9 protein-coding genes are annotated in these 19,606 nt (G+C 36.8%); 1 reads left to right on the top strand and 8 read right to left on the bottom strand.

Annotation, left to right across the window (positions count from 1 at the left end; genetic code table 11):
- Positions 1-3 precede the first annotated feature (3 nt).
- The 3 genes from OYT88_RS14530 to OYT88_RS14520 are packed head-to-tail and all read right to left on the bottom strand — an operon-like array spanning position 4 to position 6,375.
- Positions 4-1,695, bottom strand: coding sequence for an alpha-amylase family glycosyl hydrolase (locus tag OYT88_RS14530; protein WP_274401047.1), 1,692 nt, complete (start codon positions 1,693-1,695; stop codon positions 4-6).
- An 11-nt stretch (positions 1,696-1,706) separates the two neighbouring features.
- Positions 1,707-4,328, bottom strand: coding sequence for a glycoside hydrolase family 38 N-terminal domain-containing protein (locus OYT88_RS14525; RefSeq protein ID WP_274401046.1), 2,622 nt, complete (start codon positions 4,326-4,328; stop codon positions 1,707-1,709).
- Between the two features lie 31 nt (positions 4,329-4,359).
- Positions 4,360-6,375 carry a fructose-specific PTS transporter subunit EIIC gene (locus OYT88_RS14520; protein ID WP_274401045.1) on the bottom strand — a complete coding sequence of 672 codons (2,016 nt, stop codon included), beginning with the start codon at positions 6,373-6,375 and terminating at the stop codon, positions 4,360-4,362.
- Between the two features lie 163 nt (positions 6,376-6,538).
- Here OYT88_RS14520 and OYT88_RS14515 point away from each other — a divergent pair, with 163 nt between their 5' ends.
- Positions 6,539-7,288 (top strand): MurR/RpiR family transcriptional regulator, encoded by a 750-nt coding sequence (locus OYT88_RS14515; protein WP_274401156.1) that lies wholly within the window; start codon positions 6,539-6,541, stop codon positions 7,286-7,288.
- Positions 7,289-8,995: 1,707 nt separating this feature from the next.
- On the opposite strand, the gene OYT88_RS14510 is transcribed toward OYT88_RS14515, so the two are convergent.
- The 5 genes from OYT88_RS14510 to OYT88_RS14490 are packed head-to-tail and all read right to left on the bottom strand — an operon-like array spanning position 8,996 to position 19,596.
- Positions 8,996-12,502, bottom strand: coding sequence for an NACHT domain-containing protein (locus OYT88_RS14510; protein ID WP_274401044.1), 3,507 nt, complete (start codon positions 12,500-12,502; stop codon positions 8,996-8,998).
- A gap of 16 nt (positions 12,503-12,518) precedes the next feature.
- On the bottom strand, positions 12,519-13,220 hold the full coding sequence (locus OYT88_RS14505; RefSeq protein WP_274401042.1) for a hypothetical protein: 702 nt from the start codon (positions 13,218-13,220) through the stop codon (positions 12,519-12,521).
- 36 nt (positions 13,221-13,256) lie between these two features.
- The gene (locus OYT88_RS14500) at positions 13,257-16,244 is read right to left on the bottom strand and encodes a type I restriction endonuclease subunit R (protein WP_274401041.1); all 2,988 of its coding nucleotides are present in this window, start codon (positions 16,242-16,244) and stop codon (positions 13,257-13,259) included.
- Between the two features lie 15 nt (positions 16,245-16,259).
- Positions 16,260-17,585 (bottom strand): restriction endonuclease subunit S, encoded by a 1,326-nt coding sequence (locus OYT88_RS14495; protein WP_274401039.1) that lies wholly within the window; start codon positions 17,583-17,585, stop codon positions 16,260-16,262.
- A 1-nt stretch (position 17,586) separates the two neighbouring features.
- Positions 17,587-19,596, bottom strand: a complete 2,010-nt coding sequence (locus tag OYT88_RS14490; RefSeq protein ID WP_274401037.1) for a type I restriction-modification system subunit M — start codon at positions 19,594-19,596, stop codon at positions 17,587-17,589.
- Between the last annotated feature and the right edge of the window lie 10 nt (positions 19,597-19,606).

The following is a 19,606-nucleotide window of genomic DNA, read 5'->3' as shown; positions in this document are numbered from 1 at the left end:
CACTCACTTTTTAGGTTTAATCCAAGCGATTCCGTAAGGTCCAAGGTGAAGTCTGTTATGCCGGATATTCTGATCGGAGATTAGTTCAATACCATTCATGACGTTCAAATCCTTTTCATAGGGTGTAAGATTTGTATACGTCAAACATATGTCCCCACTAACGGGATCCGTTCTTTGAAGAGAAAAAATATCATTTGAGATGTCCAACACATTTTGAACGCCATATGGATTGAAAGCTTTCACATGTTGTCGGATTTTCAGTAATCTTTTGATTCCCTCAAAGATGGTCCGACGATATGGATTGTGTTTCAGTTCATAAAATAATTTGTTCTCATCCAGTTTTTCGCGGTTAATCTGACGACTATTACCGGATTTTCTCATACCGGCTACGTCATTTTGCGAACCAAAGAGTGAATGATAGTAAATTGCCGGTACACCAAGAAAAGAAAGTAATATATGATGTGCAGCTACCATCTTTCCTGCAGCTACTTGATCATTCTCACCATCGTTCCTCAATGCATCACTGTAATTGATGTTCAGCTCATAAATTGACCGACTTCCATCCTGGTTCGTTTTGTAAGAAATCCTGCCTCCATTCTTCTCAACTTTGCGCGCTAATAAATCCCAATAATTTCGCGACAGAATATCCTCAACTGGTCTCATGCCAATACCATCATGAGACGCCAGAAAATTAAAGTATGTCCCTGTACTCGATATCGGCTTAACATGCTTTGCCCAGTTACTTAAAACCTTACTATTATTTACAGTCAGACTAAAAAGCACAAGAGGAGGCAAAGGGAATTGGTATACTTGATTCGCTTCGTCCGATCCGTTACCAAAATAACTAAGATTTTCTTGTTCTGGTACATTTGTTTCGGTAATAATCTGTGTCCCTGGTGCTACTTCATTCAGAATGCTCCGCCACATCTTAACAATTTGATGCGTTTGTCGCAAATGCATACATGCTGTGCCTGACTCTTTCCACAAAAATCCAATGGCATCCAGCCTTATTGATGAAGCACCGCGTTCAATATATGTCAATAGAACTTCAGTCAGTCTCAGAAGCGTTTTCGGATCTCCTACGTTATTGTCGACCTGATCTTCGCTGAAGGTTGTCCAGACTGAATAATCTTTCCCTTCATCATTTTTATAGTGATGAAACAGTGGTGAAGTTCTCGGGCGAGTGACCTTAGATGCATCAAAGTTTGCACTCTCCCGAATATACGCATTTTCAAATTCCGATGCCTGTTCAAGAAACTTTTGAAACCATTCGCTTGACTTTGACGAGTGATTGGCAACAAAATCAAACATTAAACGTATCTCATGGGACAGATCATCAATGTCCTCCCAATCGCCAAGTATCGGATTTATTTTGAGATAATCAGAGACTGCGAATCCATCATCTGAAGTAAACGGAAACATCGGCAAAAGATGAATATCCGTAATGATACCCTTCAGTTGCTTGTCGACAACATCTTTTAATACTTGCAGGCCTGCTTTGTCGTCATTGAAAAACGCATCACCATAAGTGATCAGGTAAGCATTTTTCTCAGATAAAGAAGTGTTACGATGTACAGGTGTTTTATACGTTTTAAAAAAGTCATCAAATATTTTTATAGATTCGTTTAACTTACTTCCAGTGTATATACGACCCAGATGCTGATTTACAGTTGATAGCAATAAGTGAGTATCCAATTTAATCACCTTTACAATCTAATTTCAAAGGTTCCCACATCTTTTGGTAAAATCGTTGTATCAAAGTTTGGTTGTTCTGTTTCATCCAAGTTCATTCGTTTCATAATTGAAATTGTCTTGTTCAACTCTACTGCCTTGGAGTCCGGATTAAATACCCTTAATACTGTGCAATCATGATCTTCTGCTTTTTTTAAAGCTGCTACATAAATGTTTGGATTGACTGAAAGAAGATTGATGTCCTGCGGCAAATGATGCAGCTCAGTCGGCTGAGGTAATTCAAATCGTTCCAAACGCTGTTCAAAAGAGTTGAGGGTCTGTAATTGATATGTGAGCTGGCTTTTCTTTGCCTGCTCCACTGCGTTAAACCAACCGTGCTCGTTCGCCGTATGATCCCATCGATAAACATAATGAAAAGAAAGCTGGCCCTGCATTTGAGCATCAGGTGTATCAACAACTTTGTTGTTGATACCTGAGGCACGTCCCGGCCGCCATGCTAGATCATCCCGGCCAAGAAGCCCGACACTCCGAAACAATGTTAAAATTAGTTCGGAGTCAGTACTCTGATATTCTTTCAGGCCACACGTGATGACACCTGTAGACGAAACAGTATCCGTTGTATACGCAAAGTTTTCCATCGGATAAAAGGATTGCGGAGCCTCTGCAAAGTGACTTTCCTTCCAATATGATAGATAGGGATTAGTGTTCTTCCTTTTTATAATGCTGTATCCTTGATCCGCATAACTGTAACCGTTATTTTTATTTGGAAAGATTATCCGTACTCTGTGGTCTTTGGCAGTGTTATTCAATTGATGATTCAAATAAACCAGATTTGAATCCTTAATCAAAGTTATTTTTGTTGTTACAGTTAGTATTTTGTCAAACCGAGTCGCTTTATTTTTATTCAGATCAGATGAAACCTTCCATTCGTTTGTAACGGTCATGGATTGACATAACTCTGATTTCTCAATTTTCTGCAATTTAACCGTCTTACTGAAACATACTGGTTGATCCGAGTCCAAAGGTGAAAAATCATACGAGTCACCCGCGTCGGGCTGATCCTCAAAATAAAAGAAGTTTCGTTCGCTGTTGTTCAGGCGATTGAGAATTTTTATGTGATCATTTTCAATAAATATGCGATAAAACTTATTTTCTAAATAATTACTTTTTACTGGAACTAACCTTTGTTGTCGGACATTCTCTTTAATAAAATAGCTCTGATAGCCAAACCCACTGAAAGATATCTTTGCCAGAATAAGTGAGCGATAGTAACCGGGAATCTCAACTTGTTTTTCTCCCAGAGCAGTGACAATAACTTTTTTTCCTCCACTTATAAAATTTTGCTCAATGATAGTTTGAGGAATCATTCTTCCATCTTTTTGTGTCAATGCTATTTCGGGGGTTCGGGTAAAGATGACAAATTTCAATGGTTTATCCACTGTTTTGGGCAACAAGTTGAAAGCAATAACGGAATCTTCCTGATCATCGCCAATCACTGCCCTCGCCATTTGCTTTTCAATAATATTAATCTGGCTGTCAATGATTCTTTCTGACTTTTTTAACCGCTCCAGAATTGTTCGATTAGTCTCATCAGAATTACATCCGGCAATGGAATCATGGGCTTCTGACTGTAACACAAGTTTCAGAGCTGACTCGATCTGCGTTCCGGGATAAGGTTTCCCGAACTGATTTGCCAGAACCGCTAAAGGCTCAAGCTGGTGATACAATTTTTCTTCGATTCGGCTTACAGCTAATTTAATGTCTACCCGTTGAGAACCTATCGTCTGATGAATTCGAGACTTCTGACAGGCAATAAGTTCTCCTGTTATAACTTTGGTTATTTGATGCCTATATTTCCCCAAGGTATCTCGAACAAAGGTCTCATAGTCCGAAAGCAAAAATTGGTAGTCACATTGCACGCTGTTTAGTCTATCGATCAAGTCAGGAAGCTCTTCACGAATCAGTACCTGATCTCCACCTGCAGGTAACAATAAAAAGTCAGAGTGCTTGTTCATTTCCGCTAATATTTTCAAAATAGGATACAGAGATTTTTGTAAATAATTGGGATCCGTGGATAAAAACTTGCCCGGTCCATATCCAAAATAGAGATTGTTAGCATAAACAGAATCACCACTGGGTGAACGCCATACAAAATTCAGATCATCCTTAACCTGATCATTGTATACCCCTCTCTGAAGAATACTTGTCCTAATTCCAAATCCATTAAATAGTGTGGGAAGATAGGCATTTTGTCCAAAAATATCGGGAAGGTAGCCAATACCCATACAATGGCCAAAGCCAAGCGCCTCGCGCGTTCCGATTAATAAATTTCTTATAATTGATTCTGTCTCTACATGTAAAGTATCCGTCTGAGTATACCAAGGCCCTACAAGCATTTTCTTCTTTGAAATAACGTCCTTCAAACATTTTTCCTGATCCGGTCGCAGCTTCAGATAATCGTCTATTAGAGACGTTTGGCCATCAAATGTAAAACGAATAGTGTCAGTATCTTTTTTCAGTACATCCAGTGCATAGCCCAACGCTTCAAATAACAGCGATATAGAATCATCTTCAGAAAAATACCACTCATGATCCCAGTGCGTATGCGGTACGACATAAACAGTTTTTTTCGTCATAAACCAACATCCCTACATTTATTAGTAAAAATTAATAGTCTATTTTTTCGCCCTGAGCCTCTTTTTTCTTAATCAGATGGTATCGAATGAAGATATTGCACAGTGCAATAATCAGCACTCCTACAAATAAGCCGATCAAGTACGCTGGTAGATTAGAAACAAGAGGCCATCCCCAAATAGCCGGCAGCGGCAGCCATTGGACAGCGCCCAGCATTACTGCTGTTACAGATCCGGCTATAGCGCCGATGATATTTAGAGGGACGGTAATGAGCGGATTCCTCAGCATAAATGGAATGGCTCCTTCGGAAATCGCTAAGAAACCAAGTAAAAATGAAGTGTTTCCGGCAACGCGAAGATCCGCCGGGTACACGTGACGACCGACAACCCACTTGTCAATTAGTGTTGAGATGCCCATTCCGATTGGCGGAATGACAATTGCAAGGACCCGTGGTGTCAAAGGAAAAATCTTATCCGCCGCAAGGCCAATCGCAACAGCGCCGGCGGCCTTATTAACTGGTCCGCCCAAATCAAAAGCGGTAGCAGCAGCAATGATGGAGGATAATCCAATTTTACCACCATTCGCCATACTCTTAATCCAGTCGGATATTAACAGGTTTAAACCGCCAAATACCGGAGAAACGATATATATATTTAGAAGAAAAATAGCGAGTACACTTATTCCAGGAATAATAAGCATTGGTTTCATTGCCTGCAAATTCTTTGATAAGTGAATCTTTGTGTTTAAGAAACGTGCAATATATCCAGCCGCTAAACCGAATACAAGTGCTCCAAGGAAGCCGCTAGGCAGACCTGTCGTAATTCCCCATAGGGTGTAATTTAATCCTGCAGCAAAGATACCGCCCAGGAATCCGGAAATCAGACCAACACGGTCAGCAATAGCATAGGCAACAAACATCGCAAATATCGGATACATAAAGTTAAGTGTCATCCCACCAAACAGGTCTAAATAGTGAATTAACTGAGCGAAGCCACCAAAGCTGTTATACTTTGGAAGATCAATATCTGCAATTGGCAGATGCATGATATACAGCCAGGTCAATTTTGCAATACCAAGCATAATACCTGCGGCGACCATAACCGGGATCATGTAGGAAATACCGGTCATCACGGCTTTGCCTAACTCAGTGCCCCATCTCTTCCAAGAAAATCCTTTTGTAATCTCTTTTGATGTCAGAAGGGTATCAGAGTCATTCTCAATTTGTTTCCTTAAAATTCCCTGTGGATGATTTAAAGCTCTATCAATTAAGGCCTCACCATTTTTTAGAGGTTCCGCAACATTGACCTCTATATATGGCTTACCGTTAAAACGGTTCAAGCCCTTGATCTTTGTGTCTACCGCAAAGAGAACACCATCGGCATTTTTTATTTGTTCCGGCGTAGGCGAATCTTCCAATCCATTTGCTCCCTGTTTTTCAACAATCAGACTGACACCCATCTTTTTAGCTGATTTTTTCAAAGCCTCGGCCGCCATGTAAGTATGAGCGATCCCAGTAGCACACGCAGTAACTGCGATTAGATTTTTCCCGTGATTACACGTTAGCCGATTATCTTTTGAGTCAGCTTCATCCAGATTTAAAGAGTTAAAAAGTTCATCAGGGTTCCTAGCAGTTTTTAGTTGATTAACAAAATCTTCGTTCATTAATTTTGTACTTAATTGTTGCAACAGCTTAAGATGAGTTGTTCCCGCCTGCTTATCAGGAATCGCGAGTAAAAAAATCAGCTCAACTTGATTATCCGATCGGATAGATGCCCATGCATCGGCTGGAAGCGGCTTAGCTAAGCGCGCAATTGCAAAACCTGCTTTGACTACACCCGCAGATTTTCCATGTGGAATAGCAAATCCATTTTCAAGTCCGGTTGCCGAAATCTTTTCCCTCTCGAGAACTGATTGTTTATACGAATCTCTATCTGTGACATACCCCCCTTTGACGAATTGATTAATTAAGCCGTCAAGAATTTCTTTTTTCGTAGTCCAAGAGTCGCTAAACACAATCAGACTACGGTCAGTCATGTGTTGAAGATTCATTCTTCTCACTCCTTAAATGAGATAATCTAATAATCATTTCTACACTATTGGTATACAATAAAAGCGATTACATTATTGTTCAGTTTGTGTACATATGTACGATATTTCATCATTATGGTATATTTATAATACGTTTTCATTACGGAGATGAAGATTAGTGGGAATGCTCATCGACAGCTTTTCAAACAAAGTAGATAAACTAAGTCACGGTGAGAAATATGTTCTGTATTATTTGGATAACCACATTGAAGGTGTACCCAAAATGAACATTTCTAACTTGAGCGATGACCTCTCTATTTCTACCACAACAATTATCAGAATGTGCCAAAGACTTGGTTTGAAGGGATTCTCTGAATTTAAATTTTTCGTTGCCCAATTAATTAAGGAAACAAAAGTAATAAACGAACGTATATTGCTAAAGCAATACCAGCAATTTTTTTCGGACGCATTAATGAAAGTACATATTAATGATATGGAATATATTGTTAGAAAAATTTATGAGGCTGGCACGGTTATTATTTCAGGAGTCGGTCTTAGTAAACCGATAGCGGAATATATTAGTGATCGATTGATGCAATTTAACAAACCAGCAATTTATGCATACGAATCACATCTTTTGGATCTACTGCCAAATCTTTTAAAACCTAAGGATACTGTACTTTTCATTTCAATGAGTGGTCAGACAAAAACTCTGATCAATGCCGCCAAAAAGATTAGATATACAAATGCCTTTCAGTTTGCAATTACAAATAATGGAAGCAGCGAATTGGCATCATTGATGAACAGGAATATCAGTAGCAATGTTCCCTCAAATATATATGAAGGCTATGACATCACATCCAGATCTTTTTTAATGATATTTTCTGATTTATTGATGGAAATTTACTTAAAGTACATCAAAAAGTTAGGTTAAACGATTCTGATGCTCTTTATAAATCCTCTCTGAAAATAATATTTATCACCTATGTTTCTAGCTTTGTAAAACTTTCTAACATTCCTCATTTTTAATAATAATTTTCCCTTAAGCAAAATCTCTAAGCCATTATTGTACAAGAGAGGTCTATTTTTTTGTCGAATGATAAGTAAACGTAACCGCTAATCCGGGATTCTTTTTATATGCCAGCATCCAATCAGCGACTCTATCTAATATTACGGTCATCCAAGTAAATGGACATGCATGCTCACCTATAATCACTGTGCCTATCTTTTTAAATTTTACATTCTCTTCCCAGTTAAATTTCTGAGCTAAGTCCGTATCAAATTGGTTTAAGAGGTTGCTTGCATGTATGGCAGGTACAATGAAAACATATGTCCAGTATCAGCAGACCAAAGCTGATAAATATGGATATGTTCATATTAACTGGTGTTTTTGATAATTGAAATAGCGCCATCTCGCTCATACAACCGTGAGCCACTCCATTTCCAGTTGGAGCATCGTCTTTACATGGAGAGGGAGGCATGATAAACTTGCCGCTGCTCGAAAAACCTGGGTGCGACGCTTTTCGAGAGCAGTCATGCCTCTAGAGGCTCCATGTCAAGACATCCCATAATTTCCAATTTACAAGTCAAGGATGGCTCACGATGATGTTATCAGAGTGGCTCAAAATCCAATTATCAAAAACAACTGGCCACGACAGAGCTCGACTTCTCCTCGCTTTGCCAAATCTATAGTTTTGGCAAAGATTGCTTATGATACCATTAGTCTTTTAATGGACCGGCAGGAGCCTATTGTGACGCACGTCAGGCTCGACGCTACCCTCCCGATAAGAGAGAAGACCCAAGCAACGGTCGTAATACATGCCGTAACACATCTTTATAATTTTTGATCTTTCGCCGGTTCACATTCTTATACCCGTTTCAATCGGAACTGTCAATATTTTTGCGACAATTCCCTCCATGTCCAGTTGACGGATCTTGTGAACGCGATTACGAAGCGTTTGATCTGCCATAATGCCTTTACCTGAAAAGAATGATAGATTTTGTCGACATTCTCGGCGCGGTTTTCGGTGCTCTATTCAGGCTCTCATTCGCCCGATTGCTTTGTGCGTGTGACTGGCCGTTGACGCTTATAAGGATAGAGCCATGTTCACGCATTAAGAAAATCTCGAGAGAATCCTATCGATGTTGACAAGAACTTTTTATTTTCTTGTTAGCAAACATGAACATTCCACGTGCGTAGAGTACAGTGTGTAGCTAAATAGTCAATATGAGTTAGTGGAATTCACCTTTTTTATGGCACCTTTTGATACAGTGAGAGGTGTCATTTTTTTGTCACTAAAAACAAACTTTGTAATAAATATTATTTTGAATTTTCTAGTTTTTTATTTCTGGTGATCGTCGTCGAATTAACTGTCAAAACATGTAATAAGTTTTGTAGATGACTTGTGTAACTTTTGTGTAACTAATAAATTTAAAAGACATCTTATCACGATGTTCTTTTCTTCCAATAAACAACAAGTGAGTTTGAACTATCCTTTCTGGTGTTTATGATTGTTATTATTTTTAAAGTTCGTCTCTTTATTTCTGATAGCAAAGACCGCAGAGTTTATTTGCGACAAATTCAAGCCCTCCACAATCACTAAAATTTGAATATTAACTGAAAAGCAAGTCGTAACAACTCTCATAACATGTCATTAGAATACTCTCCTTCTTTTTGGTCAGTAATATACTTTGTAAACTTGCCCTCATTATAATCAACTGTGCACCACCATTCATGCCAATATCCATTAGATACTTTTTCTGTATATGATCCCCACATTAACAGCATCTTTTTTTCATTCATAAATTTTAAAATTTTCTCTTTGTTAAATAATAGAGCTCTTTCATATCCTAATAAGGAGGAATCAAAACAAATAAGATTTCCTTCCTTATCTTTCCATACCCCTTCTTTATCTGAATGCAATCCAAAATAATCAACTAGCTCTTTGCATGGGATATTAAATGAAATACTCCCCTCCTTTTTAGAATAATCATTACCCGTTTCCCATGAATAATTAAAGGTGGCAGGAATTGAAAATACTTTTTCTTCGCTTTCTTCATTGTATTGTTCTTCTAAATCAAGATAAGCTTGGCTCCAATAATATTCATGAAGAAAGATACTATAGCTTGAGGGGTTTGGAACTCCATTTCCTTCAATGTGCTTTCTTTGACTTAATAGTTCTTTTTTGTCGTTTTGCCGAATAAAAAAAGCACCTCCAAGAAAAGCAATAGAATCTCTTTGATAATATTTTGTTTCTTTCTTCTGGCAAGATTCGTCAAATGATGAATATAAAATTAGATATTTCTCACCTTGATATTCTGCTTCTAAAAATAAAGAAGTGTCTTCAAAAAGAGTATCATCCATCACCCAAGATTTTGTTGGATAATCCGGTAAATGTATTTTAAATAGAGATTTATTCTTGTGTGGTACATTTTCAATCAATAATGTTGGATCAATATCACGTAGTAAGGGTTCCCATGGACCTGTGTATTGCTTAACTTTTATCTTTTTCACATCTACAATGTGATCTTTTTCCTTCATCTCTTCACTACTATCCGAATCATTACTCAACCCTTTTGAGTATAAATCCATATTTGGTATGAATTTTTTCCATAGGTTGGATCTATATTCTTCATATTGTTGATCATAAATAGTTTCCTCTTTGAAAGTAGGAAAGTTGTCTGCTAATTTAGCAAATACTTCATGAAACGCCATCCACTGGTACTTTTTCCCTATTCTCTCAATTTGGTTATTTGCCCTATCATAATAGGTACCACCCATTCTATCAAACTCCCCGTGAAAGTTTGGCTGATATCCTAATTGAAAGATTCGTTTTACAGCAATATTACTTAAGTCCTGATCATTAAATTGATTACTCCAATCGCTAACAGCGGAACCAAAAGTGTACCTTCCAAAGTCACCGTATCCACTAACACCACGCCCATATTCAGTTGTCATTGAGCGAGTAATTGCAGAAATAGCACTAGAATATTTTCCACCAGCTTTAATATATCTTTCTTCAATACTATCAATCTCTTCATTGGATGGTATTTCTGTATACCATTTGCTCTTATATGGAGGTCTAACTTTACTCATTTCTATTTCTGGGATCAGATCCCGATTTTTATAATAAATGAACTCTATTGTTTCTCTTACATAATCCCTTAATAGAACATGCGGATAAATTTCATTTTTATCAAATACTTTAGAGTAAAGCAAAATGGCAATATCTCTCCCGAACTCCTTAACGTCAATTCGAGTAATCGCCCCAAATACAGATGCACAAAGCCTTTCTACAACATAAGGATCGTTAACTATAATAAATTTATTAATAAGCGGAATTATGTTTTGAGGATATTTAATCATAAGTTTAGTAAGTACCTTAGTGCTCATATCCCTTAATTTTCTATTTGTCGATGTAAGACACCATGAAATCTCAATCATTATTAAGTCTACAGATTCTTTATCACAGTTTTCACCATGTTTCCAAAACCAATTGACAAAATTCAGAATTCTTCCATTAAATCGATTTGAGATAAAAGTTGTCCAAATATAATCCCTTTCACCAAGCTGCATATCCATTAACTTATCGTGTAACCAATTAGCATTTAATTTGTTTTTTGAAAAACCGCAGATCTGAAGTTGTTTACTGAAAAACTCCTTAGTAGTATTAATATTTTTAAAAATCACTTCATTGACATATATGATGGTATTTTCCGTTATAAAACTTGGATGTCTCCAAACGAGACTATTAATAAAAGAATCAATAACATCTTCATTTTCATAATAATCATTTAATAAATCGAATATCTCAATGTTTTTTCTTTCAGGCAAAATTGTTGCAAGAGAATCTAGAATACCCTTGTTTTGATTCAGTTTATCGACTGAACCAAAGTATTTTTCAAATTTATCGTTATTCCCAATTTTTTTCCAATCTTCACAATTAGTAAAGCATTTCTTGTATATATAGTCTGCCAGTAAATAGTCTGCCATTCTTTCATAAGTGAAATATGTCACTTTTTCGTCTCGATAATTAACGTCCACTATTAAAATTCCTTCATCAATTAAACCTTTGAGAAACAAATTGCTATTTAAGGTATAAGAGGATGCAATTTGATTGACTACCTTATAAACATCGAAATAATTCATAATGTATGAACTAGATTCAAATAGGACTTCTGTAATGCCTTCAATAACCTTTGAAACTACATTCAAATTTTCATCATAATTCAAACGATCACTTGTTGAAATTACACTATTTGTTTTTTTAAGATAGGAAGAGAAAATAGACTCCAAACTTCTGCTATGTATATTTAATGTTGATTGTTTCTCTTCTGCAATCAGTTTACAAACTAGTTTTAAAAAAAGTGGGTTCGAATACTCTGAATCTAAGACAGGAAACGAAGGCTCTTCTAAATGATAAAAATCACAAAAAGCTTCTATTGCATCATACTCTTTACCCGCAAATCCCTTATGCTCAAACTTTGATATATTATTAGTTTCTAAAAATCCTTCAGGAATAATCTTTTTTAAAAATTGACTTCTTACTGAAAAAACAAAACCAATATTGGGAAAATCCTTTAATTCATCAACAAATTTTTGGATATATTTCTTCCATAACCTTTTCCCTTCACCCTCATTTAGTGCATCTATGATTAACAATGGCCTCTTTTTATTTTCTTCATATCTTTTATTAAGCTGTTGTAAGAATTCATTTGTAGATATATCTAACCCAAATCCTTCAATTATCTGTCTCCATGGATCACGAATTGTTGAAAAATGTTGTCCCAGTAAAAGTATTACAGCATATCCTTGTTCGAATTTATTTTTTGCGACATCTGCTAATAAATGAGATTTTCCTATTCCACCTTCCCCATATAAGAGCAAATATGGATTACCAATTGTCTTGTAACAGCTATTTTCTAAGTAGTCTTCAATGGCACTAATATTTGAAGAGATGTTGTAGAAATATCTATTTAGTTTCTGTCTGTCCTGCCAATTTATTGCAGGGTCAGAATAATCATCTATAATCTGACTTTCTATCCTTCGTAAAATCAAAATAACATTTTCGAAATCAGTATTTTTATCTATGGTAAGTTTTATTAAAAAGTCAGACTCGGATTCTGTTTTATCCTGGAAATCTTTCAAATAATCCTTTGATTTATCACTGTAAGGTGCTATTTTTTAAACTCGTTAAGGATTTATTTAATTTATTTACTTTCTTTGATATATCATTAAAAAATTGGTCACTTTCAGTGATCGTTTCAAATGGCATAACATTATCAGTTTCAACATTAAAACCAGGCGTGTACCTTTGACCAAGCGAGCGGATCGTACTATGTAAATTTTTTGAGAGAAAATCATCACTTAATTCAAATTCGTTGTTTTTTTTAAATTTTAATTCTTTGATAATTTCAGATAAACCCTCATTAATAATTGAGAGCTCTGCTTGGTTCCCTAATGACAGAAGATGAACTCTCTCTGTTTTAAGGTAGATGATTAAATCGGAAATGTATTTTCTAACAATCTTTTCATTGGTAAAAGGAGCTCTGTGATATTGAATATAATTTTTATTTATTGCTCTAACCGCTAACATTGTAAGTAAATCACTTAGACTAACCTCATCATACTTTTCTGGATTCCCTCCAAAAATATATTTAAAAAGCTTAATGCTAAATTCTTCGCTATTTAGATATTCTTGAAAAGAATTTGTGTCTATTTCCGTATCATCAAACGCTCTATTAAAATCCTTTATTCTTATCAACATTTCTTTAATCATTTTTTTCTCATGTCTATTTTCAAGAAAAGAATCCAAACATTTTGTTACAGCGTATTGAACACCAAAAATTACATCCACCATAATCAAAATAAGACCTCCCTGCATTACTTATAGAGTTATAAGTTATAACTTCTTTCTAAGTCCCTCATACACCTCATCAAACATCTCATCCTTAACGTAATTGTAGATTGCTCGATTTTGTAGCATCTTATTGAAGAAGCTTTTATCGTTCATCCGATTGATGACAAAATCCATAAAGGTATTGTCGTAGGCAAATTTAAAATTTTCTTTGGTATTATTCCGAGCTTTCTGAGCTAATGCTTCATCATGAATCATGTCTTCTTTAATTTGATCTCTGGAAAGTTTATCTGCCTCTGTAAAATCTGTTCCAAAGCGTTCGTTCATTCGCTCGATTATTGACGAGAGTCTTTCTTTTTCTTCTTCAGCTTGTGTACCTTTTCCATATGCAGTGGGCTTTAATTTTGTCTCATCCTCAACTGACAGAGAGATACTGCCTTCAAACACTTTATTGTTCCGATAATATTCAAGAGCAATGTCATCAGCTAATGTCACGCCTTCAGATGCATTTTTCGGTAGCTTTCTCAGGAGATAGTTGAGATAGATATAAAGTTTGTGGAGACTAATATCTGCGAATGGACCGATCTGTAGCACAAAAGAATAGGTCCTTATATATTTACTGGTTGACCCTTTGAAATCGTCTTGCTGTTCTTTGGAGAGTTCTGTATTATAGCGATTAACCCCTTTATCCAATAAGGCGTTTAATTTTTCTTGTGTTTTTGAAGTGATTTTTTTGCCGCTGAATTCCAGTTTACATACATCATTGATTTCTTTTTCTGTATACACTTGAAGGGCATCTAATTCTTGCTGCAGATCATAGAGGATATTGGGATCGGTTGTGCTTTCAAGTTCAGTCACCTCATAATACGGCTCAAACGCTTTCTGAATGTCTTCCGCATCGTTGACAAAGTCCAATACGAACGTATCGTTTTTCCCCTTACATGTTCGATTAAGCCTAGACAAAGTCTGCACCGCTTTTATTCCATCAAGGGGCTTGTCTACATACATCGTATGGAGCAAGGGTTCATCAAAGCCCGTCTGATATTTTTCAGCTACAAGCAGGACCTGATACTCATCCGTATGGAATTTATCGGGCAACTCTTTTTCACCGAATCCATTCATCAGCGGTTCGGTGTATGAAACACCTTTTTCTTCAACTGTTCCGGAAAAAGCGACAATCGCCTTCATTTCGTCATAGTGATTTGCCTTAATATATTTATCAAAGGCCTGTTTATATTTGACGGCATGGAGACGACTAGACGTAACCACCATCGCTTTTGCTCTACCACCAATTTTATGACGTGTGACGCGACGGAAATGTTCGATCATGATCTCCGTTTTCTGAGCAATATTGTGGGGATGAAGGGAAACATACTTCGCAATTTGCTTGGTGGCTTTACTTCCTGCAACTTCCGGATCATCGTCAATCTGCTTTGCGACCTTATAGTATGTTTTATATGTGGTATAATTTTTTAATACATCGAGAATAAAGCCTTCCTCAATTGCTTGTCGCATACTATAGATATGAAAGGGATGGGGCAGACCATCCTCTCCTATTGTGCCAAAACGCTCGATCGTTTTCGCTTTAGGCGTGGCTGTAAAAGCGAAGAAAGAGAGATTATCTTGTTTCCCGCTCTTAACGATGGTCTCAAGCATTTTTTCTTCATAATCTTCCATATTGTCTTCCGCCAACTGATCGGCCTTAAAAGCTTCTTCTAACGTTTTACTCGATAGGATTCCAGTCATCGCAGTAGCCGCTTTGCCGCCTTGACTGCTGTGAGCTTCGTCAATAACAATTGCATATTTCCCTCTCGTGAATTGTCCGACCTTCTCCATGATAAACGGAAACTTTTGCAGAGTAGTGATGATAATCCGTGTTTCATTGACAATCGCATCTGCTAACTGGTTTGAATCCTTATCAATCTTGGCTACCATGCCTGCTTTGTGTTCGAGTTGATAAACCGCATCTTGAAGCTGCTTATCCAGCACACGGCGATCAGTAATCACAATCACACTATTGAAAACTGCCTCGTTACTCGAATCGTGCAGTTTTGCCAGCCGATAGGTTAGCCAGGATATACTGTTGGTTTTCCCACTTCCCGCACTGTGCTGAATCAAGTAATTATGACCAATCCCTCTTTTACGGACATCTGCCTCAACTTTCCGGACTGCATCGAGTTGATGGTATCTTGGAAAAATAACCGACTCTTTTTTATCAATTATTTCCCCCGTCGAGTCTTTGATTTCATCCTCTTTGATATAAATAAACTGGAAAAGGATATCAAGCAGGCTGTCCTTCTGCAGGATGTCATCCCAAAGATAAGCGGTTCGATAATTATTGTAGATGATGGGATTACCCTTTCCTCCACTGTTTCCTCTGTTAAAAGGAAGAAAGTATGTTTTGTCCTTGTCCAGTCGGGTCGTCATATAGACCTCATCCGTATCAACAGCAAAATAAACAACGGCTCTTTTCTTGAATTGAAAGAGCAGTTCGTGCGGATCGCGATCTCGTCTGAATTGCCGCATTGAATTTTCCACATTCTGATGCGTTAATTGATTTTTTAACTCCATCACAACAAGAGGAAGCCCATTCAGAGAGAGCATCATGTCAATGCTGTTATTGTTTTTCAGACTGTAATGCACCTGACGCGTCACCGTGAAAATGTTCTCTTCATAAGCATCAATTAAGGTCTGATTCATCGTGCTAACCGGTTTGTTGTACGCCAGTCGGAGCGATACACCATAATCTTTAACGCCATGACGCAAGCAATCAATCATCCCCCGCTTGTTTAATTCTTTGCACAGACGATCAACGATTTTTTGCTTGTAATTATCTTTATACACTTTATGCAGCCGTTCAAGTGCCTTGTGCTGCGTTTTCTCTAGAAACTGAATGAATATCTCTGTATCTAACGCATACTTTTTAAAAATATCAAGACTCTCACCGACTAACGGACGCTGCACATAACCAGATTCGATTAGCCTGTTTTCAATATTCGATTCAAACCCCTTCTCAGATGCATCAAGTGCCATGACACTCCCCCCTTTTTAAGATAGTGCTTCCTCTTTTTTATAATCTCTCACATCAATTTTTCCGGTTACCGCTTCATAAATTAGAGATTGACGGTATTCTTTTAGATTATCAATTGCGTTTTTTTCATTTTTTATTATCGAATCAAACTCCAGGGCTTTTTTTTGTAGAAAATTTGTTATCTTCTTTCTCTCAAGGTCATTAGGAATAGCAACTGGAAAGTTACGCAATTTACTAATTGTTAACTGATTAATCGTAGAAGTTAGATATGAACCAATTTGAGACTTAAATAATTGAGATTGAAAAATATAAAAAAGAAATTCGTTTATTTCACTTCTAAATACAGTCGTAAATGCACCAAAAGTTTGGTCCTGGCTATTTCTATCTATCAAAGCACATTTGCCAATCAACTCTCTACTTCCGTTTCTAGAGCATATTAAAATATCATGTTCTTTTGTAATTAATTTTGGTGGAACTGCACAATTCACATAAACAGTGTCATTATAATCTATTTTCCCATTTCTAATATTTGAAGACCTTAACACCAATTTCCCTTCATTTTTTGAAACCACATCAGAGGGAGAATATGTTAAACCTAAAATTGCGTCACCTAAATATTTTATCCTTAATAAATTCCAATGCTCCGGTATCTCCCCAATCCATTCCACACCGGAATCTTTCATTTTCACATTAGGATCGAGTCCTTTTGTAACGGCTTCGGTAATGATCGCCTGTCTCTGTTCTTCTAGCAAAGCAATTAACTTTTTCTTGGCAGCAATTAGCGAATCAATTTCGAATGTTTTTTCGTTAAGAAAATCAACAATTTCTTTCTGATCATTAAAAGGAGGTAATAAAACAATTAATTTGGATAGTTTACTTGCCTTAATACCCATCGCAGTTGATCCTGTAGCAAAAGTTTGAAGGTAATATTGAAAGCCAGAAGAAGAAATCCAATATTTTAAATAATAGTTGTTTAAAACATTTTTTTTGCCTCGAAATTTGATGATTCTTTGTGCCAATGCTATATTTGCATCATCTACATTAGCTACTTGCCCTAATGGGGCTTCTGTCGTAAATAGAACATCTCCAATGACTGGAAGGCCTCTCCGCATTATCTCTTTATAGTCTTCTTTTTTTACATATTCCTTAGAAATCGAATAATCTATTTCCCCATTTTTAATATTTTTCGCCGTTACTAGGAAAACTCCACTCTCTACTTTTTCTGGCGTTTTCCCACGGTAATCAATAATAGATGAAACAAACTTTGTTAATCCACCGTAAATCCAGTTATATGGAATTTTACCGATCCACTCTATCCCACTATCTTTGTATTTCCTATTCATTTTATTGAATCACCTTCTTCAATTGATCTGCAATACTTGCCTCAAGTTTCTTGATGTCTTCCATAATTTCCTGTGAACCTCTAAGTTTCTTGTATTTATAAAAATGTCTCGTAAATGGTATTTCATAACCGATTTTTGTTTTTGATTCATCGATCCAAGCATCAGGCACATGGGGCAATACTTCCCGTTCAAAATATTCGTGTATGTCTTCTTTTAATGGAACACTTTCGGTGTCTCTTAAATCTGGATCGGCTTCTGGACACCCTTTTCTATCTTTGCAGATTTCTGCCGTTTCGTCTTTTTCGGATAGTGCATTGACAATGGCCTTTAGTAATGTTGAAGCTACTGTCAAATCAAATTTCTTAAATTCATTTTTCAGCTTCTTTTCAAATTCTGTTCTATTTTTATATACGTTATCAGATTGCATATCCTGCAAAACATTGATAATTTGTGTTTGTTGCTTTTTACCTTCTTCTATTTCCTGTATACCCGCTGATCCCTTTTTTCGGGATTTTGCTAATCCATCAAAAACTTTCTCAGCCTTTAACCGTTCAATTCGTTCCGCATCAACTTTGAAATTAAGACGCAACGGTCGTTCAACCGTGATCTTCTGAAAACCGAAGTCTTCGTTATCAAAAATTTTAATATTTTCTCCCTCTTTAAAATCCCCATATAATCTTACAATCTCATTGATATTTGTTTCTGATAACTCATTTCGTTTGTTTCCCATACTCTTCTTCATTTTTTGATAAAAGTCAATAGCATTAACCAACTCTACTTTTCCTTTTCGAAACACGCTTTTATGATTGGTTAAGATCCAAATATAAGTTGAAATTCCTGTATTGTAGAACATGTCATTAGGCAAAGCCACAATTCCTTCTACTAAATCATGTTCAAATAAATAGCGACGAATCTCACTCTCTCCACTCCCTGCGTCACCGGTAAAGAGCGGTGAACCATTCATAATAATCGCCACACGAGATCCCTTTTTATTTTCATCAGTTACGGGCTTCATCTTAGCGACTAAATTCTGCAGGAATAGAAGCTGACCATCACTAATACGTGGCAGGCCTGAACCAAACCGACCATTGAATCCCTTTTCGTCAAATTCTGCTTGTACCGCATCTTTTTCTTTTTTCCAATCCACACCATATGGGGGATTGGTGATTAGATAGTCAAATTGCATCGCCGGAAATGCATCTTGCGAAAGTGTGTCACCGAATTGGATATTTTTAATATTCTCACCCTTAATGAGCATATCCGCCTGACAAATTGCATAAGACTCTTCATTGAATTCCTGAGCAAAAAACTCCAGATCAGCTTTTGGATTTAATTCTTTAAGGTAGTCCTGAGCAACAGAGCCCATGCCGCCAGTTCCTGCACAACTGTCGTAAAGTGTTTGGGTAATTCCTGGTTTGGTTAAAATGTCCTCGTCGTCCATAAAGAGTAAGGCAACCATCAACCGAATAACTTCTCTAGGCGTGTAGTGATCACCGGCTTCAGCATGTTCAGAGAACCGACGAATCAATTCTTCAAAGATGTAACCCATTTCACGATTTGAAACTTGATCCGGGTGTAAATCAATTTGGCTGAATCGCTGCACAACCAAATAGAGCATATTGTTCCGTTCCATCTTGTCAATCTGCTTTTCAAAATCAAAGTACTCAATAATATCTCGAGCTGACTTGGAAAAACCATTGATGTAATCACGAAGATTGTCGGCAATATTATCCGCATCGCTTTGAAGTCTCTGGAAATCATATTGACTGGTATTGTTAAATTGTTGCCCCGCGACACGATTTAATATTTCATCACGAATTTCTTCTGGTAGCTCCTTAACTTGTTCATATTGATCCAGCACATCTGTTTTCGTGCGTTCAAGAACACAGTCAAAGCGACGTAATACGGCCATAGGCAAAACAACAAGACCATAGTCCTCAGGCTTGTAAGGCCCCCTCAGTAATTCAGCAATACTCCAAATAAAGCTTACTTTATCATTAAAATTTTCCATTGTGATTCCC

The sequence above is a fragment of the Sporolactobacillus sp. CQH2019 genome (assembly GCF_028765345.1).
GTDB lineage: Bacteria > Bacillota > Bacilli > Bacillales > Sporolactobacillaceae > Sporolactobacillus.
The sequence above is the reverse complement of the archived record's forward strand: the minus strand, read 5'-3'. Positions and strand labels throughout refer to the sequence as shown.

What these genes read in the sequence shown, in the direction of transcription:
- OYT88_RS14500 (WP_274401041.1), bottom strand. Translation starts at nt 16,244, where the DNA reads ATGGCACTTGATGCATCTGAGAAGGGGTTTGAATCGAATATTGAAAAC.
- OYT88_RS14515 (WP_274401156.1), top strand. Translation starts at nt 6,539, where the DNA reads ATGCTCATCGACAGCTTTTCAAACAAAGTAGATAAACTAAGTCACGGT.
- OYT88_RS14490 (WP_274401037.1), bottom strand. Translation starts at nt 19,596, where the DNA reads ATGGAAAATTTTAATGATAAAGTAAGCTTTATTTGGAGTATTGCTGAA.
- OYT88_RS14495 (WP_274401039.1), bottom strand. Translation starts at nt 17,585, where the DNA reads ATGAATAGGAAATACAAAGATAGTGGGATAGAGTGGATCGGTAAAATT.
- OYT88_RS14525 (WP_274401046.1), bottom strand. Translation starts at nt 4,328, where the DNA reads ATGACGAAAAAAACTGTTTATGTCGTACCGCATACGCACTGGGATCAT.
- OYT88_RS14520 (WP_274401045.1), bottom strand. Translation starts at nt 6,375, where the DNA reads ATGAATCTTCAACACATGACTGACCGTAGTCTGATTGTGTTTAGCGAC.